The following is a 25,825-nucleotide window of genomic DNA, read 5'->3' on the forward strand; positions in this document are numbered from 1 at the left end:
AACTTCCCCCTTATATGATTGATACGTTTTTTGTACAAACTACTTTTTTTATTATATATACTGCCTGTTCTAACTCTTCATTCGTGACAATGAGTGGCGGTAATAGTCTTATAACATTAGGGCCTGCTTGTAATACGAGAAGCCCTTCGTTTTCTAGTTGTTCTATAAAACTTGCAACTTCATGCTTACACTCAATCCCAATCATAAGCCCCTTACCACGTATATTTTGAATACATTCGACATGCTGTAATTCCTCTTGCAACTTCTCTAATACGTACTCGCCCTTTTCTTGTACTTCTTTTAAAAACGATGGTTTTTTACTCACTTGCAATACTTCTTTCGCTGCAGCCATCGCGATGTAATTCCCGCCAAAAGTTGAACCGTGTGATCCTGCAGTAAACGACGTTCCGAGCTCTTTCCGGCCAATCATCGCTCCGACAGGAACCCCATTCCCAAGTGCCTTTGCAACGGTAACGATATCAGGCTCTATTCGCACTTGTTCATAAGCGAATAGTGTTCCAGTTCTTCCTATCCCCGTTTGTACTTCGTCTATAATAAATAAGGAACCGAACTTATTACATAATGTTTCAATCTCTTTCAAAAAAGATAGATCGGCAGGTATTACTCCTCCCTCTCCTTGAACAACTTCTACCATTACCGCCGCAACTTCTTCATTCATTACTTCCTCTAATGCTTTAATATCATTAAAAGGGATATGTAAAAAAGATGGAAGTAATGGACCAAATCCTTCTTTTACCTTATCTTGGCCTGTTGCACTCATCGTTCCAAATGTTCTACCGTGAAAAGACTGCTGGCATGTTACGACGAGAGATTTTCCAGTATGCTTACGTGCTAACTTTAAAGCCGCTTCATTTGCCTCTGCCCCACTATTACAGAAAAACACATAATCTAATGCTCTATTTTCTGTTAATAATGACGCAACTTCTTCTTGTAAGCTGTTTGTAAACAGGTTAGATATATGCCATATATCATCAAGTTGATCTTGTACACCTTTGAGAACAGTAGGGTGACAATGTCCTAAATTACATACGCCAATTCCTGATGTGAAATCTAAATATTCCTTACCGTTATTATCAATAACTTTCGTTCCAGTTCCCTTTACAAACTTAATAGTTCTTCTGCCATACGTTTGAAAAAGATGACTCGTCATGCAATACTCACGCCTTTCGTTACCGTCGTTCCAATACACTCTCCCGTAACCTCAGTAAAATCTTTTGTACCATTCACAATACTTATCTTTTGCACTCCCATTTTTAATGATGCTAGTGCCGCCTGTACTTTCGGAATCATCCCACCTGTAATAACACCTGTTTCTATAAAAGTTGCAATTTCAGATTCATCCGTTTCCTTTACCAAATTCCCTTCATGTAATATTCCATCTACATCCGTAATAAAAATCAGCTCTTTTGCCCCTAACGCGGCCGCAATCCCAGCTGCAGCATTGTCCGCATTTATGTTATAAATTTCATTACCATTTACCCCGATTGGAGCAATAACAGGAATATACCCCATATTTATTAATCCTTTTAATAAGGCTGTTTCTACATAATTTACTTCTCCCACATATCCTATCTCCTCGCTGACAGGTTGAACTTGAAGTAAATTACCGTCACACCCTGAACAACCTACAGCAAGTAAATTATGCTTTTGTAAATTCATTACGAGTTTTTTATTCGTACTTCCGCATAGCACCATTTGAACAACATCCATAACTTCTTTTGGTGTTACGCGTAATCCATCTCTTTTTTCTACGTTGATGTTACAATCTTTTAATTTGGCATCAATTTCTGGCCCACCACCATGAACAATCACTACTTTATACTTCTGTTGCAATTTCTTTATACAATCAAAAAACACAGCATTTAATTGATTCAACATACTACCGCCGCATTTCACTACAATATAATCGCTCATCTTCTCTCTCCTTATGTACGATAACAAGCATTTATTTTCACATATTCATAGCTTAAGTCACAGCCCCAAGCTGATCCTGTCTCTTCACCTAAGTGTAAGTACACATTAATCACTATTTCATCTTCTTGTAATCTCTCTTTCATTTCTTCTTCAGAAAATGTTTGAGGCTCACTATTTTTTAATACCGATATAGATTGAAGAGTAATGTCAATTGTGTTCGGATTAATAACTACTTCACTTTGTCCAATACTGCTAATAATTCGCCCCCAGTTTGGGTCTTCACCATGTATTGCTGTTTTCACAAGACTCGAACCGACTATTTGCTTTGCAATTTTTTTTGCCTCTTCATTCGTTTGAGCTCCTAGCACATTGACTTCTATTAACTTCGTAGCGCCTTCACCATCTTGCGCAATTTTTTTCGCTAAATCTTCACATACCTTCTGTAAAGCACCTACGAAAGTTTCCCAATCTGTATGTTCCATATTTATCGGCCTTGTTTCTGATAATCCACTTGCCATAACGATGACCATATCATTCGTAGAAGTATCTCCATCCACCGTAATTTGATTAAATGTATGATTCGTAATTTGTGATAACGCTGTTTGCAATACGTCATGCTCTATATGAGCATCTGTCGTAATAAAACTAAGCATCGTTGCCATATTCGGATGAATCATCCCTGAACCCTTTGCAACACCCGCAATCGCCACTTTCTTCCCATCAATAATCATTTCATAGCAAGTTTCTTTCGTGATAAGATCTGTCGTTAAAATTGCTTCAGAAAAAGAATATGCTTCACTTTCTTCCTTCGTCGGTATAAGAGTTGCAATCCCCTTTCGGATTATATCCATCGGCAGTGGAACACCAATTACACCTGTTGAAGCTACTGCAACGTAATTTTCTTTCACTCCAAAATGTTCCGCCCCTAACGCGCGCATCTCGTATGCGTCTTGTAATCCTTGCATTCCAGTACAAGCATTTGCATTTCCACTATTAACGATAATTGCTTGTAACTTCCCTTCTGCCGTTATACTATCCTTCGTTACTTGCAAAGGGGCTGCTTGTATTTGATTCGTTGTATACACAGCGGCACATGATGCTGGTACGTCACAAACGATTGCCCCTAAATCCTTTTTCTCCTTTTTCAGACCATTTACAGTACCAATTGCCGAAAAGCCTTTCGGCGTTACAATTGAACCATTTTCTAATTTTGTAATAGACGCTACTTTAATCATCATGTCCCCCTTATAGATAAAGCGGCATATGTTGTAAACCTGTTGTCTCTTCTAGTCCCGCTATTATGTTTGCATTTTGAATCGCTTGCCCAGCCGCGCCTTTCATCATATTGTCTATAACAGAAACGACCGTAACTCTTTCAGTTCTTTCATCGTAAGCTATGCCAATATCACAATAATTTGAGCCTCTCACTTCTTTTGGACTTGGAAATTTCCCTTGCGTACAAATTCGGATGAAAGGCGATTGTTCATACGTTTCTTCATACAATTTTTGAAGTTGCTTTATTTCCATCTTTTGTTTTACTTTTGCATAAAGTGTAATCATAATTCCTCGTGATATCGGTATTAAATGTGTGCTAAATGTAATTGGCTGTGATCCATTATTCCATTCTGTAAGCATTTGCTCAATCTCTGGAACGTGCTGATGCTCATTCACTTTATAAATGTGCAAGTTATCATATAGCTCAGGAAAGTGAGTCATTGTTGTTGGTGTTTTACCTGCTCCTGATACCCCTGATTTCGCATCAATAATAATCGAATCTTCTTCAATCATGCCGCTACGTACTAACGGCGCTATCGCTAGCAATGTGGCTGTAGCAAAACATCCTGGGTTTGCAATTAAATTTGCCTTTTGAATCCCAGTCCTTTTCCATTCACTTAACCCATACACTGCTTTTCTAAGAATTTCTTCTTTCGCTGCTGGCCTTTTATACCACAGTTCATATGACGAAGGATCTATCATACGAAAGTCTCCAGATAGGTCAATTACTTTTAAACCTTCTGCTAATAACTTGGGAGTTAACTCCGCCGATACTCCTGCTGGTGTTGCTAGAAATACGATTTCTGCTTCTTTCCCTATTGTCTTCACATCAATTTCTTGTAACGTATGAACGAGAACATTTCGAAGATGCGGATATACATTTGTTATACACTCACCAACTTGCGAAAAAGAATGAAGAGATGCTATCGAAAAATATGGATGTTGTTCTAATAAACGAATTAATTCAATGCCCCCATATCCAGTGGCTCCAATAATTGCGACTTTCATAAGTTCCTCCTCAAATCGATTCTTTAAATTAAGTATGATTATAATATTGTATATTTATAGAGTCAATTAAATATTTATAAATTTTTAAATCTAAAAAAACTTAATTTTATTAGAAAAATAATATACTCAACCGAATTTTTATACAAAAATAGTGCATAGTAGTTTTTTTATTTCACTTCAAGTACAATAAAACAATACATACGTACATACAGGCGGGAAAAAATATGAACGAAAAATTAATTGAGAAAATGATTATAAAAAGTTTTCAGCAATATCAATGCAGTCCAATATCAAAAGAAGATCAGGAAATGCTAGTGAAACATATTCAAACGGTGACTCATTCAAATATTGAAATTGATTTATACGAGGAGATTGAGGATATTGTTTATGATTATGTGACTGGAAAACAATAAAAAATAGGAGATTTCCATGTGGAAATCTCCTATTTTTTACTTAATGATTTACCTGCTACACGTTCAAATAAACCTGGGAATAAAGCATAAAGTTTTGGACCAATTCCCATCCACTTCGGTAAGTTTACTTCACGTTTTTTCGTGTGCATCGACTTTACGATTTGTTCTGCTACGTATGTTGGTTTTAACATGTAACGTCCCATATTCTTTACATATGTACCAGATTGATCCGCTATTTCAAAAAAGTTTGTATCTATCGGACCTGGATTAATTGCTGTAACATAAATATCTGTATTCGCTAATTCCATGCGTAAACTATTCGTAAATCCTAATACAGCATGTTTCGTTGCTGCATACGCACTTGATTTCGGAGTTGCAATTTTTCCGGCAAGTGAAGCAATATTAATAATATGTCCTTCGTTCTTGTTTACCATATAAGGTAGTACCGCTTTCGTACATGCTACTAATCCAAATACATTTACTTGGAACATATCTTTTACTTCACCCATTGACGCATCTTCAAACGTTTTAAAAATACCAAATCCCGCATTGTTTACTAATATATCAATACGTCCCACTTCTTGTAATACCTTTGAAAAAACAGACTGTACTTCCATCTCTTCACTTACATCTAATACATAATAATAGCAAGGCGTATTATAAGTTTCTTTAATTTTGTCTACTAACACTTGTAGTTTCTCTTCTGTTCGAGCCATTAATACTGGCGTCGCTCCCTGTGCTGCAACTTGCATTGCAACTTGCTCACCAATCCCACTAGAAGCACCTGTAATGACGATTACTTTATTTTGTAAACGTCCTGTCATTGCTGTCACCTACTTTGCATAATAAATCAATTGTTGCGATGACTCATCAATCATCACTTGTTGATTATATGCTAAATAGTCCAATTGTCCAACCGTTTCTGAAATAGTAAGTGGTAATTGTTCTTTATATAATACCGGAAATAGTTTTACACATACTTCAAATGCTGTCATTGGTTTTTCCTTTAATAATTCAAGCACTTTAAAAGCACGTGTTTCTTGCTTTTGTAATCTCGTTTCAATAAGTTGTTTCACATTTAGAACATCTTCCCCATGCCCTGATAAAATGCGTGAAATATTCATTTCGCTTAAACGCTGTAATGTTTGATTATATTGTAGTAATGGGCGTGCCCGCTCTGTTTGCCCTTCATATGGCGGTTCTAGTATTGGATTCGAAGAAATATGACTAATGAGAGCATCTCCACCAATTAATATTCCATCAGATTCTCTATATAAAGAAATATGAGTAGAAGCATGACCTGGTGTTTCAAGTACTGTAAATCCAGGCAAAGAATCAATACGATCTCCTTCTCTCACAGTATGCGTTAACGATCTATTACAAGAATATTTAAGTGTCCTCGTCGTCAATAACGACTCGTCTTTCAAAAATGCTGCTGGCACACCAAACTGTAAGGCCGTCTCTCTAAAAAATTCATGATACCGCTTTAAAAATTCTGGATTTTGTGTAATCCAAGGCTCATTCCAAGGATGTCCAATAATATTCGTCTTCTCAGAAAATATATTTAAAAGTCCACAATGATCTGCATGATGATGCGTAATGACTACTGTTTCAATATCTTCTATCGTATGTCCTAATGCACCTAATTGACTTTCTAACGCATTCCTTGCCTCTTCTGTATTCGTCCCTGTATCAATTAATGTTAATGTCTCCCCCTCAACTAAAAACACATTCACAGTTTCCACTGCAAATGGTACAGGAATCTCCATTCGGTGAATCGCCGTCATGCTTAGCCCCCCTGTCTCTTTCCGGTTCAAAAATGAATACTTCTTCAGTTTACAACTTCTATATATATTTGTCATTATTTTCAGATAAAAAGAGGTGTTTCCTATAAAAAAACGAATGTATGTACATTTATAAGAATTTCTAACCAAAATTAAAGGAGGAACATCATGTCTATTCAAAACATTTCCTTTCTCGGTGCAGGCTCTATTGCCGAAGCTATTATTGGTGGCTTGTTACATGCAAATGTCGTTAAAGGTGAACAAATTACTGTAAGTAATCGTTCTAACGAGACAAGATTACAAGAGCTACATAAAAAATACGGTGTCAAAGGTACTCATAATAAAAAAGAATTACTTACTGATGCAAATATTCTTTTTCTAGCAATGAAACCAAAGGATGTTGCAGAGGCGCTTACCCCTTTTAAAGAATACATAAATAATAACGTGCTTATTATTTCATTACTAGCAGGTGTTTCTACTGACTCAATTAGAAAACTACTTCAAAAAGACGTTCCAATTATTCGTGCAATGCCAAATACATCCGCAGCCATTTTAAAATCAGCTACCGCTATCTCCCCTTCAAAACATGCAACAGCGGAGCATATTCGCACTGCAACATCTTTATTTGAAACGATTGGTCTCGTCTCTGTTGTAGAGGAAGAAGATATGCATGCTGTCACTGCATTATCCGGAAGTGGACCTGCTTATATTTATTACGTAGTGGAAGCTATGGAAGAAGCTGCAAAAAAAATCGGTTTAAAAGAAGATGTTGCAAAATCACTTATTCTTCAAACGATGATTGGTGCTGCTGAAATGCTAAAAGCAAGTGACAAACACCCTTCTATTTTGAGAAAGGAAATTACTTCTCCTGGTGGAACTACCGAAGCAGGTATTGAAGTATTACAAGAACATAAATTTCAACAAGCACTTATTTCTTGTATTACACAGGCAACGAAACGATCACATAATCTTGGAAAAACATTAGAACAACTAACAAAAGAAAAATAGAAAAAGGAGCTCAAGTTTATTTGAGCTCCTTTTTCTATAATTACACTTAGTTATTGTTCTTCCCAAAAATCTCTTCTTGCAGGCGACGACCAGTCGGCGTTGCTGCAAGTCCACCTTCTGCTGTTTCACGAAGTGCTACTGGCATCGTTTGTCCGATTCTAAACATTGCCTCAATTACTTCATCACATGGAATTGTACTCGTTACACCAGCTAATGCTAAATCTGCTGAAATCATCGCATTCGCAGCTCCTGCTGCATTACGTTTTACACAAGGTACTTCTACAAGTCCTGCAACAGGATCACACACTAAACCAAGCATGTTCTTTAATGAAATTGCCATCGCTGTAGCTGCTTGATCTTGTGTTCCACCAGCCATCTCAACTGCGGCTGCAGCCGCCATTCCACTTGCTGAACCAACTTCAGCTTGGCATCCTCCCGCTGCACCAGAAATACAAGCGTTATTCGCAACAACCATACCGAAAGCTCCTGCTGTAAATAAGAATTCAATCATTTCTTCACGTGTAGGCTGCAATTTTTCTCTTAGTGCAAATAGTACACCTGGCACTGTTCCAGCAGACCCTGCTGTTGGTGTTGCACAAATAATTCCCATCGCCGCGTTTACTTCATTTGTTGCAACAGCTTTGCTTACTGCGTCCAAAATCGTATCTCCTGATAAGCCTTTTCCACTCTTCATATACGCTTGAACTTTTACAGCATCTCCACCAGTTAAACCAGTTGGTGATTTCACGCCGCGAATACCACGTTCTACTGCTTGCTCCATCACGACTAAGTTCTTTTCCATACCAGCAATTACTTCTTCACGTGAAATACTTCTTGTTTCCATTTCACATTGAATCATAATTTCTGCGATTTTTACATTTTGTTCTTTAGCTTGCGCCACTAGTTCCGCTGCGTTCCGAAACATGGTGTGTCCCCCCTGCAATTATTCCATAATAGTTACTTGACAAATATTTTGTTGCGCTTTTATTTCTTCAATCACTTCATCTGCTAATAATTCATCTGTTTCAATGACCATAAGCGCTCTTCTTCCTTTTTCTTTACGAGAAACACTCATTGTACTAATGTTAATCTCATGTTTCGCAAGGATTGAAGCTACCGCTGCAATAGCACCGAAGCGATCGTTATTTACAATAAGTAGTGCTGGGCTCGTGCCTGATAATTGAAGATCGAATCCGTTTAATTCTACAACTTCAATTTTACCGCCACCAATTGAGCAAGCAACAACTTCAATTTCATCTTCACCTTTATACAAACGAATTCTCGCTGTATTTGGGTGAGGTGCATTGGCATCTTCTTCAATGAATTCCACTTCAATTTCGCGCTCTTTTGCTATTTCTAGCGCCTCTGGAATACGTAAGTCATCTGTTTCAAATCCTAATATTCCACCGATTAGTGCTACATCCGTACCATGCCCTCGATACGTCTTTGCAAATGATCCATATAACGAAATGCTTACTCTTTCTGGTTCATGACGAAACAGCTGGCGAGCAACTTGCCCCATTCTTGCTGCGCCTGCTGTATGTGAACTTGATGGTCCAATCATAACTGGACCGATAATATCAAATACTGAGCGATACTTCATCATAACTCCCCCTAAACCTCTATGAAAAAATTTATTCTACTATTCTATTAAGCTGCTACATCTGTCGCTTTTCCAGTTGTACCACGAATTTGTTCTGCTGTACGAATTGGATAGTTTTTGAATAAAAGTAATCCAATATAACCTGAAATAATACCAGTTATCATAATACATAAGAATCTTAGCATTATTTTCATTTAAAAATGATACAAGATAATCCAGAATAAAGTCTGGTAGCAATCCAAAGTTTAACACAGAAGCCATTGCAAGCATAGCATAAACAAGTGATATAACCATTGCTAATGCAACTAAATTTGCACCCGCTATTCCGCCTAGACTACCTGCTGATGTTCTGAACTCTTTTAAAGAGTGGTGTACCAATTAAATCTCCACCACCTTATTAATAAAAAGCTTCTACTAAGGAACTCGCAATAGCTACACTTGCTAATCATATCGTTTAGCTAAAAAGTGAAAAAGACTTATGACAAATAATAGTAATATCTTTCCTATTATAATTCTCGTGTTACTCTCTCATGATTTAGTCAACTTCACTTGTTACGATAATGACTAAAATACATGCGACTTATCATAAATTATAATCTGCCCTCATTATAGCTTGTTTTTTATAAAACGCTTACTTTTGTTGAATTTTAAAAGTTCTGAATAAAATTCCATTTCTGCTATTTGTATCACTTGTATGTCATCTGACTTATATAACAGTTTTTCTAAATAATCATTATTTCGTATTTTTATCCTATATATTCAAAGCATCCTAATTTTCTGTATCATCCAAGTATAAGTATAAAATAATAACAGTTTTATTTTTAAATTTTTTTAGACATAAAAAAATGGTAACCCACCGTTACCATTTTTTACAAAATTATTATTTTTCTACTGGGAATGATTTCAAATCTGTCGCTATTTCTGTATTAGAAAACAACTCTCTAGCCTCTTTCAATAATTCCTTATATGTATCTCCTTGATAGCGAGAACTAATGTGAGTTAATATTAGTCGCTTCGCATTTGCCTGAAGTGCAATGCTCGCAGCTTGCTTAGATGTAGAATGAAAATAATCATACGCTTGTTGCTCATCTTCTGCTGCGAAAGTCGCTTCATGGACAAGTACATCTGCATCTTGCGCAAGCTCCCTACTCGCTTCGCAATATCGCGTATCACCTAAGATAGTAATAATTCTTCCTTTTTGAGGTGGGCCGATAAACTCATTTCCATTTAATATCGTGCCATCCTCTAATTCAACTACTTCACCATCTTTTAAACGTTTAAAGATTGGACCTGGTTTCACACCCATCTCAAGCAACTTATCAACTAAAAGAGCACCTTGTATATCTTTCTCTACAATACGATATCCAAAGCATTCTATACCGTGTGACAATCTTTTCGTTTCTACATAAAATTCATTATCTTCAAATACGGTACCTTCTTCTGTTATCTCCACAACTTCAAGTGGATATTTCACATGTGTCGTACTTACCGATAATGCCACTTCAATAAATTGTTTAATTCCTTTCGGTCCATACACCGTTAAAGGCGTAGTTCCTCCTTGAAATGAACGGCTACCTAATAAACCAGGCAATCCAAAAATATGATCGCCATGTAAATGCGTAATAAATATTTTTTCAATGCGGCGCGGACGTACAGATGTATGTAATATTTGATGTTGCGTGGCCTCGCCACAATCAAATAACCAAGTTTGTCCTCGTTCTTCTAACAATTGTAAAGCAATTGCTGAAACGTTCCTTCCTTTTGAAGGAACACCTGCACCAGTTCCTAAAAATACAAATTCCACTTTCTTTCCTCCAGCTCTAAATATACTCTATCTCTCATCTTACGGAATGTTATTTCAAATGGCAAATTGAATTTACATAACCAAACATCTAGACAACTATATAACACGAACGTTATACTCAAAAAATTTAGCTATCGTTCGTGTTTTGTGTTAAAATAATTATACTACATTTTAAGGGAGCGTTTTATTATGAAAGAAGTATTTCGTTTACAAACTGATTTTTCATCTTCATTTGATCGCTGGGTAAGTTCTTTCGTGTCTGATCACCCAGCACAATTAGAATGGACAACTTTAAAGGAATTAATCCATGAATATACAACATCACATACAAATGATACGTTACCAGCATATATTTCTTCAGCTTTAACATATTACGCCCAACGTGTTTCAACTACAAACAGTTCAGAGATTGTTATTTTTGAAAATCCTACAATCTCGTAATCTATAATAAAAAAGCACTGTAACCAGTGCTTTTTTATTTATACTTATTTAACAAATGATCATATTCCGTCCAAAAGTCGGTATACATACTTCGCTCAAACTCATTTGAAATTATCTTTTCACTTGATTTATTAAATAATTCTTTTGCTTGTAGTGCAAAAGAAACAATTTGTTTTCTATATTCATTTTCATTTACTTCTATATGAAGCCCTTCATAGTATATAGCCTTTTGATCAGTAGAAATAACTTTGACAAAATCCTTTAAAACCACATTTTCACCTATATGGTTTATAGTCCAATGAATTGAAATTGGGCATCCTAACATGAGCATAGTGCCACATCCGTGCAAAATAAGCCCCTCTTCATTTTCAATATCACAAATATATTCTTTATCTAAAGTTCGTAACAGAGCTAAAGCTGATTCACTTATTCCCCATTCCTCATCCATACCTGTTTGTGTAATAATCGTTCCATCCACATTTAAATAAATTTCCCCGTGAGAACATAAATCTTCCTGCTCATTAAACAACCACTTTTGATTCTCAATATTTATAATAAAATTTTGTGGTACCATTACAAATTCCCCTTTTATAAAAATATTTATTTTCCATATTATTCATAATCAATATCATACATTTCATCCCATATATCTATTATAAATCCATTTAATATTTTAAAAACACAGATAAAAAGATATTGACACTACGATTTTACAGTGCTAACATTCAACATGTAATTGAATATGGTCTCTGTTAGGTGAGGCTCCTGTATAGAGAAACGCTGCTGCCCAAAAATGTCGAGAGACGCCAATGGGTCAACAGGAAAGGTCGGAATGAAGGCCTTTTTTAATGTAGCTGGTTTCAGTACCTATGCTATACAGTGCTAAAACTCAACGAGGGAGAGGTGCATGTATTTTGTCATACACAAAAACTGTTTTTATTTATGTCTACTAACAGTCTTTGTTGTGGACTCTTTTAGCTGCGAATTCAGACCTTTACTCGTTTTGAGTAAAGGTCTTTTTACGTCTATATGCACCTTACTATGAAACAAACATAGCATATTCAGAAACTACTAAATTGTACGGAGGTGAGGAACAGTTGGCAATTGATGATTCGGCCCAGATACCCATACGTTTTACATTCATATTTCATCATGTAGGTAGGAAAGAAACTGTTCCTCACCATTTCAAATAGTTAGGTAACAGATTGTTTCCTCCTTCATGACAGAGGAGGAACTACCGATGTTTAATTTACAAAGACAAGAAACAAAGCATGCTTATGAGCAAGATAGCATGAAAACAAATAACGAATTATTAGTGGAGGTTGCAACACAAGATGTAAGCTCTGCGTTAAAACTTTTAGAAACAACACAAGATGGATTATCTAAACAAGAAGCGTCTCGTAGACTTTCTTTATATGGTCCGAACGAAATAGCTCATAATAAAATGGCACCGTGGTACATTCAATTTCTGTCGGCATTTAAAAATCCATTTATTTTCGTTTTATTAGCTCTTGGAGCACTCTCCTTTTTCACGGATGATATGCAAGGAACAATTGTCGTATCTGCAATGGTACTACTTAGTGCAACAATTCGGTTTTCCCAAGAATTTCGTTCTCAAAAAGCTGCCGATAATTTAAAAGCTATGGTTCGAACAACTGCAAGCGTATTTAGAATAAATGGATTTGTACATGAAACAAAAAATGTAACGAATTTAAATCGAAATTACACAACAGAAATTCCAATTGAGGAACTTGTACCTGGCGATATCATTTCCCTTTCAGCCGGTGATATCATTCCAGCTGATGTGCGTATTGTATCCGCTAAAGATTTATTTGTTAATCAATCTTCTTTAACAGGGGAAGCACTTCCTGTAGAAAAATACGAACACTGCTACCATACAGAAAATAAGCATATCTTACCGACAAACATGAAAAAAAATTACAATCCACTCGATATGGAAAACCTTTGTTTCATGGGAACAAATATTGTAAGTGGTAGCGCAAAAGCTGTTGTCATCTCAACAAGTACCGATACGTATTTCGGCTCTTTAGCCAATAAGGTAATTGGAAAGCGTGTAGAAACAAGCTTTGATAAAGATGTAAACAAAGTAAGCTGGCTCTTAATTACATTCATGCTTATTATGGCACCTATTGTCCTTCTCATTAATGGATTCACAAAAGGTGATTGGCAAGAAGCTTTCTTCTTCGCTATTGCCGTCGCTGTTGGCCTTACACCTGAAATGTTACCAATGATTGTAACTGCTAATTTAGCTAAAGGTGCCGTTAAAATGTCTAAACAAAAAGTAATTGTAAAACAGCTAAATTCTATTCAAAACTTAGGTGCTATGAACATTCTTTGTACAGATAAAACCGGAACTTTAACAGAAGATAAAGTTGTCCTTGTTCGTCACTTAGATCCCAAGGGAAATGAATGCAATCGCGTCTTGCAATTTGCCTATTTAAATAGTTTCTATCAAACTGGATTGAAAAATTTAATAGATAAAGCTGTTATTAAGCATACAGAGGAAAACAATACATTTAATCCATCAGCTTTTCAAAAGCTAGATGAAATTCCATTCGATTTCGCCCGCCGGCGTATGTCAGTCATCGTAAAGGATATTTCAGGTGAACATACAATGGTTTGTAAAGGTGCCGTAGAAGAAATTTTATCAATTTGTAACTACACTGAAGTGGATGAAAAAATCGTTCCACTCACCGAGGAAATACGTTCAAATGTCAAAAAAATAAGTGAGACACTAAATAGTGAAGGTATGCGGGTTATTGCTGTGGCTTATAAAAAAGATAGAAGAATAAATGATACAGAGTACGCAGTAAAAGACGAAACTGATATGATTCTCGCTGGATATATCGGCTTTTTAGATCCACCGAAACCATCTGCAGCAGCTGCAATTCAAGCATTACAAAAACATAGTGTACAAGTGAAAATTTTAACTGGCGATAACGAAATTGTTACAAGAAAGGTTTGTAAAGAAGTTGGATTAGATATCTGCGAACCAATCCTCGGTTACGAGATTGATTCTTTACCAGATAAAGCATTAGCAAAACTTGCCGAAGAAACGACTGTATTTGCGAAGCTTAATCCCATGCAAAAATCTCGTATTATACACGCATTACAAGGAAATGGATACACTGTAGGTTACATGGGAGACGGCATTAACGATGCTGTAGCATTACGTGAAGCTGATGTCGGAATATCTGTTGATACTGCTACTGATATTGCGAAAGAAGCTTCCGATATTATTCTACTCGAAAAAAGTTTAACTATATTAGAAGCAGGGATTTTAGAAGGACGTACTACATTCGGAAATATTTTAAAATATATTAAGATGACAGCTAGCTCTAACTTCGGTAATGTGTTTAGCGTGTTAGTAGCAAGTGCTTTCATTCCTTTTTTACCGATGCTTGCCATTCATCTTTTAATTCAAAACTTACTTTATGATATTTCACAACTTTCTATTCCATGGGACAAAATGGATAAAGAGTTTCTAGAAAAACCACGAAAATGGGATACTGCAAACTTACGAAACTTCATTATTTGTATCGGCCCAATTAGTTCTATATTTGATATTATCACATACGTAGTCATGTGGAATGTATTTGGTGCAAATACACCGAGCGAGCAATCATTATTCCAGTCCGGTTGGTTTGTCGTTGGGTTGTTAACACAAACTTTAATTGTTCACATGATAAGAACACAAAAGATTCCATTTATTCAAAGCACTGCATCAACACCAGTCGTTTTATTAACCGCTCTTATTATGGCAATCGGGATTTATATTCCATTTTCACCACTTGGTGCAGCCGTTGGTTTACAAGCATTGCCACTTAACTATTTCCCTTGGTTAGTAGGAATACTATTAGGCTACGCTTTTTTAACACAATTCCTGAAAAAGCTTTATATTAAAAAGTTTCATAGCTGGTTGTAAAAATAAGAATGAGTGGGTATCCCCCGCTCATTCTAAAAAACATAACACATATTATATATGGAGGTGACCATGATGGTATGGTACGACATTGTATTCAGGTTAGTTATAGCAATTATTGTAGGAGCTTGCATTGGAATGGAAAGACAATGGAGACACCGAATGGCTGGGTTACGGACAAATGCTCTCGTATCACTTGGTGCCTGTATATTTGTTTTATTATCCGTCATGCTTGATCATGATGCTAGCCCATCCCGCATTGCTGCTCAAGTCGTTAGTGGTATTGGATTTTTAGGGGGTGGCGTTATTATCCGCGATGGTTTTAGTATTAGAGGGCTAAATACAGCAGCTACTTTATGGTGTGCAGCTGCTGTCGGTACTCTTACAGGCGCCGGTTTCCTCGTTGCAGCTATATTAGGTGCAGCCGGCGTGTTACTAGCAAATATACTTCTTCGCCCAATTGCTCTTTTTATGAATAAAAAATCAAAAGAAGAATCACCAGAACAAACGAACTACTTACTTTCCCTTACTTGTTCAGAAGAAAATGAAGCACATATTCGTTTTTTACTTATGCATATGGTAAGTACAGAAGGAATCGGTTTAAAAGAGTTGTATAGTGAAGACGTAGATTCTAATCAAAAGGTGTGTATACAGGCTACATTACATTGCAAGACAAATGCGGCTATCTTAATTGAAAAAATAGTAAGTAGAATGCTATTAGAATCTGGCGTTACTGGAGCTGGATGGAAGACTTCTTTAAATTTAGAAGCGAGTTAACTAGGAAAGGTGTCATGATTTTACTACTTCATGACACCTTCTACATAAACTTATTTTCTAACTTTTGTTGAAACGACTTCTCTTGCTTACGTAGTAGTTGACTACCTCGTTGTAAAATCGGTGTTCCATACTTATCGTTAATTTGATCAATGACAGCAAGTAGTGGTTCTTTTTTCGCATCCTCTTCAAATGAAAATAAATCTAATTGTTTCACCGATTCTGTCTTCCACTCTATTTCAGTAGCTGTAACACCTAGTAAACGAACGGAATCACCATCCCAATGTTGCTTCCATAAACGGGATGCTGCTTGAAAAATATCGCGTTCTTCCCAAATTGCATTTTTCAATTGCTTACTCCGTGTTACTGTTCGCCTATCATGGTATTTAATCATAATTTGAATATTATAGCTGACAAGGGTTCGCTTTTGTAATCTTTTACTCACTGATTTTGATAACCGTTCTAACATATCAAGTAATTCTTTCTCTTCATCCATATCCTTTGAAAAAGTCATCGAGTTACCGACACTTTTATGTTGGCCCATTTGACTCGGATCCACTTCCCTATCATCCGTACCTTTTGCACGCTTTTGTAAATCAATACCGTGCTTGCCAATTTTAGCGCGAATGATATGCTCGTCTCCCTTCGCTAACTGTTCAATTGTATGTATATGAATTTCATTTAATTTTTCAGCTGTTTTTGCTCCAATCCCATGCATTGCTTCAACTGAAAGTGGCCAAATCATTTCTGGAATATCACGTTTTCGAAGTACGGTAATACCGAGAGGTTTTTTCATATCAGAAGCTGTTTTTGCTAGGAAAAGATTTGGAGCGATTCCGATACTACACGGAAGCTGCAACTCTGTTAATAGTGCTTGTTGAATCATCTTTGCTATTTCAAGAGGCGAACCAAGTGCGTAGCAATCTGTAATATCTAAATATCCTTCATCTATTGAGACTGGTTGTATCTTTTCTGTAAAACGAGAAAGGACTTGAAACATTTGAAATGAAGCTTCGCGATATAATGTGAAATTAGGACGCCTTACAACTAATTGCGGGCATAACCTTTTCGCTTCCCAAAGGGGCATCGTCGTACGTATTCCGTATTCTCTCGCCTCATAACTACATGTTATAATAATTCCTTTTCTCTCTTTTTCATTTCCAGCAACCGCTAATGGCTTTCCTTGTAATGATGGATCATGAGCAATTTCAACAGATGCGAAAAAGCAATTCATATCTACATGTAAAATAACACGACCATTTTTCGGATACATTTCTCGCATAGTACTCACTCCCTAATCAGAACGTTCGTTCTTTTATTATATCAAATTTTGCACAATAGTTATAATAATTACTTGTTCTTTTTTATAATCGATATAAATCGAAACTTTAATCAACTCTCACTAATCGGACTTTTACGGGCAGCAGGGCCCCCACCTAACTTCTTTACTTTCGCTGAATTTTGAGGTAGGGGTCTTACTGTCCGGCAAATAGCGGGATAAACTCAACTATACATTCCTTGTAGTTATATTAATCATTGCAATTAATTATTTACTACTTCCGATTTTCAATATGAATACGTTAAGGTTATTCCCTCGTCTAGTACATGTAGCAACAACGTATATACTTCCATAGTTTTTCTTATATTCGCTTATACGTCTTGTCAAAGCAATCGAATCAAAATAAAAAGCGTGTAAATCATAATTGATTTACACGCTTTTTCTATTCCATCACTTCGCTACTTCTTCAATAATTGCAACAACTAATTCTGCTGTTTTTGCTAATTCTTCAACAGGAATCTTCTCGTTTGTTGTATGAATTTCTTCATAACCAACCGCTAAGTTAACTGTTGGGATACCATGTCCTGCAATTACGTTTGCATCACTTCCGCCACCACTTTGGTGAAGAGAAGGTGTACGACCAATTTTTTCAGCTGCACGTTTTGCAACTTCTACAACGTGATCGCCATCAGCAAATTTAAATCCTGGGTACATAACGTTTACTTCAACGTCTGCATGACCGCCCATTTCTTTTGCAGTTGTTTCAAATGCTTCTTTCATTTTCGCAACTTGTGCTTCCATTTTCTCATTAATTAAAGAACGAGCTTCTGCAAAGATTTGTACATGATCGCAAACGATATTCGTTTGTGTACCACCTTCAAAACGTCCAATATTTGCAGTCGTTTCAGAGTCAATGCGACCAAGTGGCATCTTCGCAATTGCTTTCGCTGCGATAGTAATTGCAGATACACCTTTCTCCGGCGCTACACCAGCGTGAGCTGTTTTCCCGCGAATAATTGCGTTCACTTTCGCTTGTGTTGGAGCTGCAACAACGATTTCACCAACTTTTCCATCGCTATCTAATGCGTAGCCATATTTCGCTGTAATACGCTCACGGTCTAATGCTTTTGCACCAACAAGACCTGATTCTTCTCCGACTGTAATAATAAATTCTATTTTACCATGAGGGATATTTTTCTCTTTTAAAACACGGATTGCTTCGAACATTGATGCTAATCCAGCTTTATCATCCGCACCTAAAATTGTTGTACCATCTGATACGATATATCCATCTTTAATAGAAGGCTTAATTCCATTACCAGGAACTACTGTATCCATATGAGAAGTAAAGTAAATTGTATCAACACCATCTTTTGTTGCTGGTAAAGTACAAATTAAGTTACCTGCACCATGACCAGTTACAGCCATTGTGTCATCTTCAAATACTTCTACACCTAAATCTGTAAATTTCTTCGTTAATACTTTGCAGATTTCTGCTTCAAATTTCGTTTCAGAATCTACTTGTACTAATTCCATAAATTCATTTACTAAACGTTCTTGATTAATCATAAGACTGCGCCTCCTGCACTACCATTATGTATGTAACACTATTAATTATAACAGAATTTCGCAAAAGTTTCGAAATACAAGACAAAAAACAGATGGTTTACATGTCTAGATAACCATCTGCTTTCTATTACTCATTTAACAATACCCAGCGCATATGATCTTCCCACACGCCATTTACCATTAACATCTTCCTAGACACGCCTTCATATTGAAAACCTATCTTCGTTACTACTTGTATAGATGCTAAATTACGAGGCATAATCGGAGCTTCTATACGATGTAACTGAAATTCCCCAAAAGCAACTTGAATTGCTTTTCTAAGCGCTTCTGTCGTATACCCTTTGTTTAACTCTGCTTTATCTAATTTATAACTGAGTACACAAGATTGATAAATGCCACGAACGATTAAATTAAATGAAATACACCCAATTATTTTCGTATCATCACCCTTTTTAAAAATCCATAGTCTGATGATTTTCCCTTCTTCGAACTCTTTTCTATCCTTTTGCAACTTTTTCTTTTGATAATCTAGCGTAAAAAAATCATCCGGTCTATACTCTTCCCAAGCTTTTAAAAATTCACGATTTCTGTCGTAATATTGAAGAACTGTTTCAGCATACGACTCATCAATTTCCCTTAAGTATAAACGATCTGTTTCGTATATTTTCATCATCGTATCTCCATTCTTCAGCTTGCCCAACTAAAAATTAACAATATACCCTTTTACTATATTCTCTATACACACTCAAATTTCCTGTTATATTTTGCAATCCCCTCCCGAATTTTGTCCTCACTCTCCCCTTGTCCATAATTTCATTTCTCGTTACAATGAAATTGTACTGATTTGCAAGGAGGTATAACGATGCATAAAAAAGCTCAAAAAGTTATGGTTTATGTGATGCTGATTTCTATGCTTGTAACAACATTACTTGCTGGCGCGAGTATGTTTTGGTAAAAAGGGCGATGTGTTCGTCCTTTTTTTACTTTTTACACATGACAAAATAAACCATCTCGACATCGAGATGGTTTATTTTATATAAAACACAATCGCTACAATACTAAAGGAAAATGACATTACAAGTGCTATTACAAAACTTGTATATTGTTTCTGCTGAAATGCTCCAATAACAAAAGTTAGATTAAGCAATGCCATACATACAATCGCTACAAGATAAGAACATATATTAAAAGTTGCCAATATGAATGTAATAACAAATAGAAATCCCATAAAAAACTGCATATACGAAAGTTTTGGATTCAAGTACATATGAGCAACCCCTTTATCTAATTTTATCTTTCTATATTCTCATTAACGCACGGTTATGTACACATGTCAAGACAACTTATTATAATAGAAAAAGCCAACCTTTTCGTTGGCTTTTTCATATGCAACGGCTCCTTTTTCTTTTGCCAATTGCTGAAATGATTTTTTCGATTTCACAATCCATACTTTCGTTCCAATTGGAATGCGATCAAACAAATATTCCACATCGTTTTTCTTCATTCTTATACACCCTTGTGAAATATACTTTCCAATTGAACTCGGTTGGTTTGTTCCATGTATTCCATATTTACTTCCATCAGTTCCTCTTGCATTAAATCCAATCCACCTTGACCCAAGTGGATTTTTTGGCGACCCACCTGGAATATCCTTCGCAATATAATACGGATCCTTCGCTTTCATTACAACATCAAAAGTTCCTTCTGGAGTTAATTCATTCGTTTTCCCTGTCGCTACTGGAAAAACCTTTTGAATCTTCCCATCGTCAATGTAAGCTAATTTATTCGTTGCTTTATTTACAATAATAAAAGGATCTCCGGCACGTGGATTATCCCCAAGAGGCCAAATCGGCGATAAAGAAAGACATAATATGATAGAGAGAAGATACGGCATAGATAATTCCTACCTTCTATATAAGTTCTTTTATATTATCCTTTCCCTTAAAGCGACTTTTAATGAGTAAATATTGTTCCATTTCATACACAAGTTGAACAAGTTTCGCACGTATCTCAAATTCTTCGCGTGTAGCTGGTAATGGCATGTCTCTAAATAATTCCCTCATTTCTTGAAGCTGCCTTAAGGAAATAACGCCAGTACTCTCAGGGCTAATAGCATTACCAATGTTTTCAACAACATCTGCAATCATATCAGCTTGTTCATATGTCCATGATAAAGAAGCTGCTAGTGGTATCATTCGCTCTAAAATTTCGAATTGTTGCATACGCATATTAAAATAACGATAGTAATAATCATCTTCTCGCATAAATGCATTCTCAAGTTTTTTAAACGATAAATCTCTTGCTTCATTTAACATATTCTCGGTTTCAATGAGTTCTGCCCCACTCCAACTACTTTCTCGATTTCGTAAATACACAACCATTTCAAACAAAATCGTTTTAAAATTGCTCTCTATTTTATCCTGATACTCTTTTAGCTTATTTTCACTACTCGGCATATACATATTTACTAATAACGCCACGCTAATCCCTATCGTTAATATAGCAATTTCATTTCCAACTATAAGCCATGTAATTTGCTTCAATGAATATAGATGCATAACAATAACTGAACTCGTGACAATGCCTTCTTGAATTTTAAGCATTACTGCAGTCGGAATAAATGTAAGTAACAATATGCTAATTGCAAGTGGTGTATAGCCGATCGTTTCAAAAATACAAAACGCGAATACCATTGATAATACACAAGCTAGAAAACGATGTAACGACACTTGAAGCGATTTGCGCTTCGTATTTTGTACACATAAAATAACTAAAATACCTGCTGAACTATAAAATTCCAACCCTAATAACTGAGCAATAAAAACTGCCGCGCCTGTCCCTATTGCTGTTTTTACTGTACGGTATCCAATTTTAAACATATCATTACTCCTATATGTATAAACGTATTTACAGCTAGTATAAAAAAAGGATGACACAATGTCATCCTTTTCTACTTATTATTCACATAACCTTTTCATATTACAATATTTTTTGTAAAAATTGTTGCGCACGTTCACTTTTCGGCGCTGCAAAAAATTCTTCTGGCGCACTATCTTCTACAAGCTTTCCTCCGTCCAAGAAAAGAACACGATCTGCCACTTCTTTTGCAAAGCCCATTTCATGTGTAACGATAGCCATCGTCATTCCTGTCGTAACTAACGATTTCATAACTTCTAACACTTCTTTCACCATCTCTGGATCTAGCGCCGATGTCGGTTCATCAAATAACATAACTTCGGGTTCCATTGCTAACGCTCTTGCAATTGCTACACGTTGCTTTTGTCCTCCCGAAAGACGATTTGGATACGTATCTTTTTTATCTACTAGTCCAACCTTTTCTAAAAGTTTCTCAGCTTTCTTTTCAGCTTCTTGCTTCGTTACCCCTTTTACATTGGTAGGAGCATACGTAATATTTTCTAATACAGTCATATGAGGAAATAAGTGAAAATGTTGAAATACCATACCGACATTTTCACGAACATGCATAACATTCGTTTTCGGATTCGTTACTTCTTCCGTTCCAATCCAAATGTGACCATCCGTTGGTGCTTCTAACATATTCATACAACGTAAAAATGTTGATTTTCCTGATCCAGAAGGTCCTATAATTGCAACTACTTCCCCTTTTTCAATCGTTGTTGTAATTCCTTTTAATACTTCGTTTTTACCAAATGATTTATGAAGGTTTTCAATTTTAATCACTTTTCTTCATTCTCCCTTCAATTGCCTTCCCGACTAATGTAAGAATAATGACTAACATATAATAAATCAGTCCAACAAAAAGTAATGGTTCAAGATATTTAAATGTCTCACCGCCTACGATGTAAGCACGACGCATTAAATCAGTCGCGCCTATTACTGTTACTACAGCCGATTCTTTCGTAAGTGTCGCAAATTCGTTCACAAGCGCTGGTAATATATTTTTTAATGCTTGAGGGAAAATAATATTTCTCATCATTTTTCCGTATGGTACCCCTAAAGCCATTGCTGCTTCTGTTTGTCCTTTATCAACCGCTTGAATACCAGCACGAATTACTTCTGACATGTATGCACCTGAATTCAAGCTAAATGCAAGTACAGCAGCTAAGAATGCTGGTATTTCATAACCAATTATTTGCGGGACACCGAAATAAATAATCATTAATTGCAATACAAGGGGTGTACCACGAAAAATTGATGTATAAAAATCTGCTGCTATATTTAATGCTCGTATTCTAGCAATTTTACAAAGTGCTAATAGCGTTCCTAAAATAAATCCTGCTAAAGCTGATACTGCTACAATTTTCAAAGTAACTTCTAAACCTTTTAGTATATATGGTATCGAAGGCGTAATCGCCGAAAAATCTAAGTTCATTCTTTTCATTCCCCTCACAGAAAAGTGAAAGGCAGCTTATTTTCCGCTGCCAAACCATTTCTTCACTAATTTATCCATTTCTCCATTTTCTTGCATTTTTTTAATTACTTTATTAAATTCAGCTGTTTTATCACTGTTTTTCGGAAGGGCAATTGCTGCTCCAACTTCTTCTGGCGCTTCTTTAATTTCAACTCCTTGTAAATCTTTCATTTTCTCTAAATAATTTTTAGCAACTGTGTCTTCTATAATTGCAGCTTCAAAACGACCAGCTTTAATTTCTTGTACGATTTCTGGTATACGGTCACGTCCCTCAACCTGGAAATCTACTTGTTTTTTAAATTCTGCTGCTTTCTCTTCTTGAATAGACCCTGTTTGTACTCCTACTTTTTTCCCTTTTAAATCCTCTACAGATTTAATGTTAGAATCCTTTTTAGAAATGACCATATTTTTCGCAACAAAATAAATATCTGTAAAATCAACATTATTTTTACGCTCTGCAGTTGGCGTCATGCCTGCCATTACGAAATCAACTTTTCCTGAACTAAGAGATGCTAATAAACCACCAAAATCCATATCTTTCACTTTCACTTCATACCCAAGTTCTTTTCCGATATATTTAGCAACATCAACATCAAAACCAATAATTTCATCGCTCTTTGACGCATCTACATATTCATAAGGTTTATAATCTGCTGAAGTTCCCATTACGAGTACTTTTTTATTTCCTTTTGTTTCTTTCGATTCCCCATTACTACAAGCGCTGAATATACTTACAATTAAAATAAGTGCAAACGATATTGATACTAACTTCTTCATCTTTCTTCCCCCTAATAATGTATATTTAAAAGTTTAATAGAATATTTATTCGATGTTTGTATTGTATCAGCACTTTTATTTTTATGCAATATATAAAATAAAAATAAATAACAAAACAATATAAATGCTATTTTTTATGTATAAAATGATGCATAAAATAACACGACTATGCATATTCCATAAATTTTAATAATAAATAAAAAAGGCGGCACATCCACTTGATTGTGGACGTGCCGCCTCTTCTCTTATTTTTTATAGTTCTTCACAATTCTCTTCAAAATATGATTGTAGTTTCGCAATAACTTGCATCGGTTCATGACCTTCAATTTCATGACGCTCTACCATCGTTACAATTTTTCCATCTTTTAATAAAGCAAATGATGGAGAAGAAGGTGGGTACCCTTCGAAATATTCACGCGCTCTTGCTGTCGCTTCTTTATCTTGACCTGCAAACACCGTTACAAGGTGGTTAGGACGTTTATCATAATGTACGGAATGCGCAGCAGCAGGACGAGCAATACCACCTGCACAACCACATACAGAGTTTACCATTACAAGTGTTGTTCCATTTCTTTTAAACGCTTCTTCTACCGCTTCTGGCGTCGTCAATTCTGTATATCCAGCAGAGACAATCTCTTCACGCGCTTGGCGGACAACATCATTCATAAAAAAGTTAAAATTAATCACTCTTTTCCCTCCTCTAAAACTACCTATTTGTATCTTACCAGTTAATGTTTATGAAATACAAGTAAGTTTACTTGTATTTCAGTATAGAAAAGGTGTTAGAGCTCTTGCTCTAACACCTTTTCTTTAATGACCACGATGTTTTTGCTTTGCTTTTTGTACTTTCATTAAACGTCTTCTTTCTTTTTCAGCTTCTCGCTTCTCTTTAGACTGCACTTTCTTTTCTTGTTTATGCAATTCATAAGATAAACTAATCGCCTCTTGCGCCTTAGTAAAACGTTTAATATTTATTTCTTTTGCTGCTTGTCGTATGATACGCTTTATGTTTTTAGGACGCTGTTTTTCTTTAACTTCTACACCACATTTTGCAAAGTGCTGAAAATGCTCTAAAAGTGAACCATTCACAAACATAAGCACTTCTTCATCTGACGGTTCCGCCCCAAAAATATACCTCGCCCCATACAATTTCCCTTGTTCTTTACATGTAATGATTCCAACAAAAAATTGGCCATCGTGATATACTGTCAAATCCATTGACAGCCCCTCCTTTAAAAGATTAGAAATACAGGACATCCCGGAGGGGAAGGTTACTGACATGAAATCATGCGTCTGGACTACCAACCAGAACTGTGTTTTTGTATTTCTTTCACTATGATTATATCTTTTTTTCCATAATCTTCATATATTCAGCAATCATTTTTTTATGCGATCCTACAATATAGTCAGGTAGTTCTGTTACTGAAAAGAATTTAAGCTGAACTGCTTCTTCTTTATTCATAACAAAATCCCCTTCGTATTCATCTGTATAATAGGCGGTTGTTACAGATTGAAATTCATCACCGTTTGCTAATTTTGTAAAGTAGTTCGCTCCAGAAAATACATTGATTAGTCGCAAGTTCTTCACTTTTATTCCTGTCTCTTCATATACTTCACGATAAGCTGTTTCTTCTGGTGATTCACTAAGCTCCATTAGCCCGCCAGGTAGCCCCCATTTTCCGTACGGCTCTGTCCGCTGCTGCAATAAAACATATCCATTTTCATTTATAATGAGTACAACAGCACCAACTAAAATTAAAGGGCGATGACCAACTATTTTTCGTAATTCTTCTACATATCCCACCGTATCGCCTCCTTT

The 25,825-nt window shown here is 35.9% G+C and carries 28 protein-coding genes and 1 riboswitch; of the genes, 6 read left to right on the forward strand and 22 right to left on the reverse strand.

Annotation, left to right across the window (positions count from 1 at the left end):
* Positions 1–10: 10 nt before the first annotated feature.
* Genes ACTFN4_RS02990 through argC form a run of 4 tightly spaced genes read right to left on the reverse strand, consistent with a single transcriptional unit; the run spans position 11 to position 4,218 of the window.
* Positions 11–1,171, reverse strand: coding sequence for an acetylornithine transaminase (locus ACTFN4_RS02990; protein WP_134208386.1), 1,161 nt, complete (start codon positions 1,169–1,171; stop codon positions 11–13).
* Positions 1,168–1,935 (reverse strand): acetylglutamate kinase, encoded by a 768-nt coding sequence (gene argB / locus ACTFN4_RS02995; RefSeq protein WP_001286791.1) that lies wholly within the window; start codon positions 1,933–1,935, stop codon positions 1,168–1,170. Before argB ends, ACTFN4_RS02990 begins: the two co-directional genes overlap by 4 nt.
* An 11-nt stretch (positions 1,936–1,946) precedes the next feature.
* Positions 1,947–3,170: a bifunctional glutamate N-acetyltransferase/amino-acid acetyltransferase ArgJ gene (gene argJ, locus ACTFN4_RS03000; protein WP_199630690.1), complete on the reverse strand. Its 1,224-nt coding sequence runs from the start codon at positions 3,168–3,170 to the stop codon at positions 1,947–1,949.
* A gap of 10 nt (positions 3,171–3,180) precedes the next feature.
* Positions 3,181–4,218: an N-acetyl-gamma-glutamyl-phosphate reductase gene (argC, locus tag ACTFN4_RS03005; RefSeq protein ID WP_000861256.1), complete on the reverse strand. Its 1,038-nt coding sequence runs from the start codon at positions 4,216–4,218 to the stop codon at positions 3,181–3,183.
* A gap of 224 nt (positions 4,219–4,442) precedes the next feature.
* Here argC and ACTFN4_RS03010 point away from each other — a divergent pair, with 224 nt between their 5' ends.
* Positions 4,443–4,631 carry a YqzH family protein gene (locus ACTFN4_RS03010; protein ID WP_001003222.1) on the forward strand — a complete coding sequence of 63 codons (189 nt, stop codon included), beginning with the start codon at positions 4,443–4,445 and terminating at the stop codon, positions 4,629–4,631.
* Positions 4,632–4,660: 29 nt separating this feature from the next.
* Here ACTFN4_RS03010 and ACTFN4_RS03015 read toward each other — a convergent pair whose 3' ends face one another.
* Together ACTFN4_RS03015 and ACTFN4_RS03020 are read right to left on the reverse strand one after the other, a co-directional pair.
* Complete coding sequence (locus ACTFN4_RS03015) at positions 4,661–5,455, reverse strand: SDR family NAD(P)-dependent oxidoreductase (protein WP_000147797.1); 795 nt, start codon at positions 5,453–5,455, stop codon at positions 4,661–4,663.
* A gap of 9 nt (positions 5,456–5,464) precedes the next feature.
* The gene (locus tag ACTFN4_RS03020) at positions 5,465–6,418 is read right to left on the reverse strand and encodes an MBL fold metallo-hydrolase (RefSeq protein WP_000125119.1); all 954 of its coding nucleotides are present in this window, start codon (positions 6,416–6,418) and stop codon (positions 5,465–5,467) included.
* Between the two features lie 165 nt (positions 6,419–6,583).
* Here ACTFN4_RS03020 and proI point away from each other — a divergent pair, with 165 nt between their 5' ends.
* On the forward strand, positions 6,584–7,423 hold the full coding sequence (gene proI, locus ACTFN4_RS03025; RefSeq protein ID WP_000027249.1) for a pyrroline-5-carboxylate reductase ProI: 840 nt from the start codon (positions 6,584–6,586) through the stop codon (positions 7,421–7,423).
* Positions 7,424–7,469: 46 nt separating this feature from the next.
* Here the strand turns inward: proI and sdaAA are convergent, their stop codons facing one another.
* The 3 genes from sdaAA to rnz form a co-directional block, all read right to left on the reverse strand.
* On the reverse strand, positions 7,470–8,348 hold the full coding sequence (gene sdaAA, locus ACTFN4_RS03030; protein WP_000489461.1) for an L-serine ammonia-lyase, iron-sulfur-dependent, subunit alpha: 879 nt from the start codon (positions 8,346–8,348) through the stop codon (positions 7,470–7,472).
* An 18-nt stretch (positions 8,349–8,366) separates the two neighbouring features.
* Positions 8,367–9,026 (reverse strand): L-serine ammonia-lyase, iron-sulfur-dependent subunit beta, encoded by a 660-nt coding sequence (sdaAB, locus tag ACTFN4_RS03035; protein WP_000877445.1) that lies wholly within the window; start codon positions 9,024–9,026, stop codon positions 8,367–8,369.
* An 880-nt stretch (positions 9,027–9,906) separates the two neighbouring features.
* A complete protein-coding gene (gene rnz / locus ACTFN4_RS03040; RefSeq protein ID WP_000397455.1) occupies positions 9,907–10,830 on the reverse strand; it encodes a ribonuclease Z in 924 nt (307 codons plus the stop codon).
* A gap of 189 nt (positions 10,831–11,019) precedes the next feature.
* On the opposite strand from rnz, the gene ACTFN4_RS03045 reads away from it, so the two are divergent.
* On the forward strand, positions 11,020–11,271 hold the full coding sequence (locus tag ACTFN4_RS03045) for a DUF3932 family protein (protein ID WP_000665709.1): 252 nt from the start codon (positions 11,020–11,022) through the stop codon (positions 11,269–11,271).
* A gap of 34 nt (positions 11,272–11,305) precedes the next feature.
* Here the strand turns inward: ACTFN4_RS03045 and ACTFN4_RS03050 are convergent, their stop codons facing one another.
* Positions 11,306–11,845, reverse strand: coding sequence for a hypothetical protein (locus ACTFN4_RS03050; protein ID WP_000249064.1), 540 nt, complete (start codon positions 11,843–11,845; stop codon positions 11,306–11,308).
* 167 nt (positions 11,846–12,012) lie between these two features.
* Positions 12,013–12,180: riboswitch (M-box (ykoK) riboswitch) on the forward strand.
* 331 nt (positions 12,181–12,511) lie between these two features.
* Here ACTFN4_RS03050 and mgtA point away from each other — a divergent pair.
* Both mgtA and ACTFN4_RS03060 read left to right on the forward strand, forming a co-directional pair.
* Positions 12,512–15,217 carry a magnesium-translocating P-type ATPase gene (gene mgtA, locus ACTFN4_RS03055; RefSeq protein WP_439962060.1) on the forward strand — a complete coding sequence of 902 codons (2,706 nt, stop codon included), beginning with the start codon at positions 12,512–12,514 and terminating at the stop codon, positions 15,215–15,217.
* A 72-nt stretch (positions 15,218–15,289) separates the two neighbouring features.
* Positions 15,290–15,991 carry an MgtC/SapB family protein gene (locus ACTFN4_RS03060; protein ID WP_000262342.1) on the forward strand — a complete coding sequence of 234 codons (702 nt, stop codon included), beginning with the start codon at positions 15,290–15,292 and terminating at the stop codon, positions 15,989–15,991.
* Between the two features lie 40 nt (positions 15,992–16,031).
* Here ACTFN4_RS03060 and ACTFN4_RS03065 read toward each other — a convergent pair whose 3' ends face one another.
* The 3 genes from ACTFN4_RS03065 to ACTFN4_RS03075 form a co-directional block, all read right to left on the reverse strand.
* On the reverse strand, positions 16,032–17,270 hold the full coding sequence (locus tag ACTFN4_RS03065; RefSeq protein WP_431147413.1) for a DNA polymerase IV: 1,239 nt from the start codon (positions 17,268–17,270) through the stop codon (positions 16,032–16,034).
* A 447-nt stretch (positions 17,271–17,717) separates the two neighbouring features.
* Positions 17,718–18,836, reverse strand: coding sequence for a tripeptidase T (locus ACTFN4_RS03070; protein ID WP_000609803.1), 1,119 nt, complete (start codon positions 18,834–18,836; stop codon positions 17,718–17,720).
* A 127-nt stretch (positions 18,837–18,963) separates the two neighbouring features.
* The gene (locus tag ACTFN4_RS03075) at positions 18,964–19,509 is read right to left on the reverse strand and encodes a GNAT family N-acetyltransferase (protein WP_001987197.1); all 546 of its coding nucleotides are present in this window, start codon (positions 19,507–19,509) and stop codon (positions 18,964–18,966) included.
* Between the two features lie 189 nt (positions 19,510–19,698).
* On the opposite strand from ACTFN4_RS03075, the gene prli42 reads away from it, so the two are divergent.
* Positions 19,699–19,791 (forward strand): stressosome-associated protein Prli42, encoded by a 93-nt coding sequence (gene prli42, locus ACTFN4_RS03080; RefSeq protein WP_000549040.1) that lies wholly within the window; start codon positions 19,699–19,701, stop codon positions 19,789–19,791.
* 72 nt (positions 19,792–19,863) lie between these two features.
* On the opposite strand, the gene ACTFN4_RS03085 is transcribed toward prli42, so the two are convergent.
* From ACTFN4_RS03085 to ACTFN4_RS03125, 9 genes are all read right to left on the reverse strand, one after another.
* A complete protein-coding gene (locus tag ACTFN4_RS03085) occupies positions 19,864–20,103 on the reverse strand; it encodes a DUF3894 domain-containing protein (protein WP_000281167.1) in 240 nt (79 codons plus the stop codon).
* 66 nt (positions 20,104–20,169) lie between these two features.
* Positions 20,170–20,730: a L,D-transpeptidase gene (locus tag ACTFN4_RS03090; RefSeq protein WP_001146566.1), complete on the reverse strand. Its 561-nt coding sequence runs from the start codon at positions 20,728–20,730 to the stop codon at positions 20,170–20,172.
* 16 nt (positions 20,731–20,746) lie between these two features.
* Positions 20,747–21,715 carry an aromatic acid exporter family protein gene (locus tag ACTFN4_RS03095; RefSeq protein WP_000472671.1) on the reverse strand — a complete coding sequence of 323 codons (969 nt, stop codon included), beginning with the start codon at positions 21,713–21,715 and terminating at the stop codon, positions 20,747–20,749.
* 100 nt (positions 21,716–21,815) lie between these two features.
* Positions 21,816–22,538, reverse strand: coding sequence for an amino acid ABC transporter ATP-binding protein (locus ACTFN4_RS03100; RefSeq protein ID WP_000590206.1), 723 nt, complete (start codon positions 22,536–22,538; stop codon positions 21,816–21,818).
* Complete coding sequence (locus ACTFN4_RS03105) at positions 22,531–23,190, reverse strand: amino acid ABC transporter permease (RefSeq protein ID WP_001046916.1); 660 nt, start codon at positions 23,188–23,190, stop codon at positions 22,531–22,533. Before ACTFN4_RS03105 ends, ACTFN4_RS03100 begins: the two co-directional genes overlap by 8 nt.
* A 36-nt stretch (positions 23,191–23,226) precedes the next feature.
* Positions 23,227–24,006: a transporter substrate-binding domain-containing protein gene (locus ACTFN4_RS03110; RefSeq protein ID WP_439962061.1), complete on the reverse strand. Its 780-nt coding sequence runs from the start codon at positions 24,004–24,006 to the stop codon at positions 23,227–23,229.
* 252 nt (positions 24,007–24,258) lie between these two features.
* Positions 24,259–24,672 carry a BrxA/BrxB family bacilliredoxin gene (locus ACTFN4_RS03115; protein WP_001979317.1) on the reverse strand — a complete coding sequence of 138 codons (414 nt, stop codon included), beginning with the start codon at positions 24,670–24,672 and terminating at the stop codon, positions 24,259–24,261.
* Between the two features lie 144 nt (positions 24,673–24,816).
* Positions 24,817–25,224, reverse strand: a complete 408-nt coding sequence (locus tag ACTFN4_RS03120) for a YjdF family protein (RefSeq protein ID WP_000366599.1) — start codon at positions 25,222–25,224, stop codon at positions 24,817–24,819.
* A 121-nt stretch (positions 25,225–25,345) separates the two neighbouring features.
* Positions 25,346–25,810 (reverse strand): NUDIX hydrolase, encoded by a 465-nt coding sequence (locus ACTFN4_RS03125; protein WP_000542536.1) that lies wholly within the window; start codon positions 25,808–25,810, stop codon positions 25,346–25,348.
* Positions 25,811–25,825: the final 15 nt, after the last annotated feature.

The organism is Bacillus cereus group sp. MYBK95-2 (assembly GCF_051915225.1).
In the GTDB taxonomy this organism is placed as follows: Bacteria; Bacillota; Bacilli; order Bacillales; family Bacillaceae_G; genus Bacillus_A; species Bacillus_A cereus.

Coding starts and splice junctions, on each gene's coding strand:
- mgtA (WP_439962060.1), top strand. CDS start 12,512: ATGTTTAATTTACAAAGACAAGAAACAAAGCATGCTTATGAGCAAGAT.
- argC (WP_000861256.1), bottom strand. CDS start 4,218: ATGAAAGTCGCAATTATTGGAGCCACTGGATATGGGGGCATTGAATTA.
- ACTFN4_RS03075 (WP_001987197.1), bottom strand. CDS start 19,509: ATGATGAAAATATACGAAACAGATCGTTTATACTTAAGGGAAATTGAT.
- ACTFN4_RS03105 (WP_001046916.1), bottom strand. CDS start 23,190: ATGAACTTAGATTTTTCGGCGATTACGCCTTCGATACCATATATACTA.
- ACTFN4_RS02990 (WP_134208386.1), bottom strand. CDS start 1,171: ATGACGAGTCATCTTTTTCAAACGTATGGCAGAAGAACTATTAAGTTT.
- ACTFN4_RS03115 (WP_001979317.1), bottom strand. CDS start 24,672: ATGAATGATGTTGTCCGCCAAGCGCGTGAAGAGATTGTCTCTGCTGGA.
- ACTFN4_RS03060 (WP_000262342.1), top strand. CDS start 15,290: ATGGTATGGTACGACATTGTATTCAGGTTAGTTATAGCAATTATTGTA.
- ACTFN4_RS03045 (WP_000665709.1), top strand. CDS start 11,020: ATGAAAGAAGTATTTCGTTTACAAACTGATTTTTCATCTTCATTTGAT.
- prli42 (WP_000549040.1), top strand. CDS start 19,699: ATGCATAAAAAAGCTCAAAAAGTTATGGTTTATGTGATGCTGATTTCT.
- argJ (WP_199630690.1), bottom strand. CDS start 3,170: ATGATTAAAGTAGCGTCTATTACAAAATTAGAAAATGGTTCAATTGTA.
- ACTFN4_RS03010 (WP_001003222.1), top strand. CDS start 4,443: ATGAACGAAAAATTAATTGAGAAAATGATTATAAAAAGTTTTCAGCAA.
- argB (WP_001286791.1), bottom strand. CDS start 1,935: ATGAGCGATTATATTGTAGTGAAATGCGGCGGTAGTATGTTGAATCAA.
- sdaAA (WP_000489461.1), bottom strand. CDS start 8,348: ATGTTTCGGAACGCAGCGGAACTAGTGGCGCAAGCTAAAGAACAAAAT.
- ACTFN4_RS03085 (WP_000281167.1), bottom strand. CDS start 20,103: ATGTACTTGAATCCAAAACTTTCGTATATGCAGTTTTTTATGGGATTT.
- ACTFN4_RS03065 (WP_431147413.1), bottom strand. CDS start 17,270: ATGCGAGAAATGTATCCGAAAAATGGTCGTGTTATTTTACATGTAGAT.
- ACTFN4_RS03070 (WP_000609803.1), bottom strand. CDS start 18,836: ATGATTAATCAAGAACGTTTAGTAAATGAATTTATGGAATTAGTACAA.
- ACTFN4_RS03095 (WP_000472671.1), bottom strand. CDS start 21,715: ATGTTTAAAATTGGATACCGTACAGTAAAAACAGCAATAGGGACAGGC.
- proI (WP_000027249.1), top strand. CDS start 6,584: ATGTCTATTCAAAACATTTCCTTTCTCGGTGCAGGCTCTATTGCCGAA.
- ACTFN4_RS03020 (WP_000125119.1), bottom strand. CDS start 6,418: ATGACGGCGATTCACCGAATGGAGATTCCTGTACCATTTGCAGTGGAA.
- ACTFN4_RS03050 (WP_000249064.1), bottom strand. CDS start 11,845: ATGGTACCACAAAATTTTATTATAAATATTGAGAATCAAAAGTGGTTG.
- ACTFN4_RS03015 (WP_000147797.1), bottom strand. CDS start 5,455: ATGACAGGACGTTTACAAAATAAAGTAATCGTCATTACAGGTGCTTCT.
- ACTFN4_RS03110 (WP_439962061.1), bottom strand. CDS start 24,006: ATGAAGAAGTTAGTATCAATATCGTTTGCACTTATTTTAATTGTAAGT.
- ACTFN4_RS03120 (WP_000366599.1), bottom strand. CDS start 25,224: ATGGATTTGACAGTATATCACGATGGCCAATTTTTTGTTGGAATCATT.
- ACTFN4_RS03090 (WP_001146566.1), bottom strand. CDS start 20,730: ATGCCGTATCTTCTCTCTATCATATTATGTCTTTCTTTATCGCCGATT.
- sdaAB (WP_000877445.1), bottom strand. CDS start 9,026: ATGAAGTATCGCTCAGTATTTGATATTATCGGTCCAGTTATGATTGGA.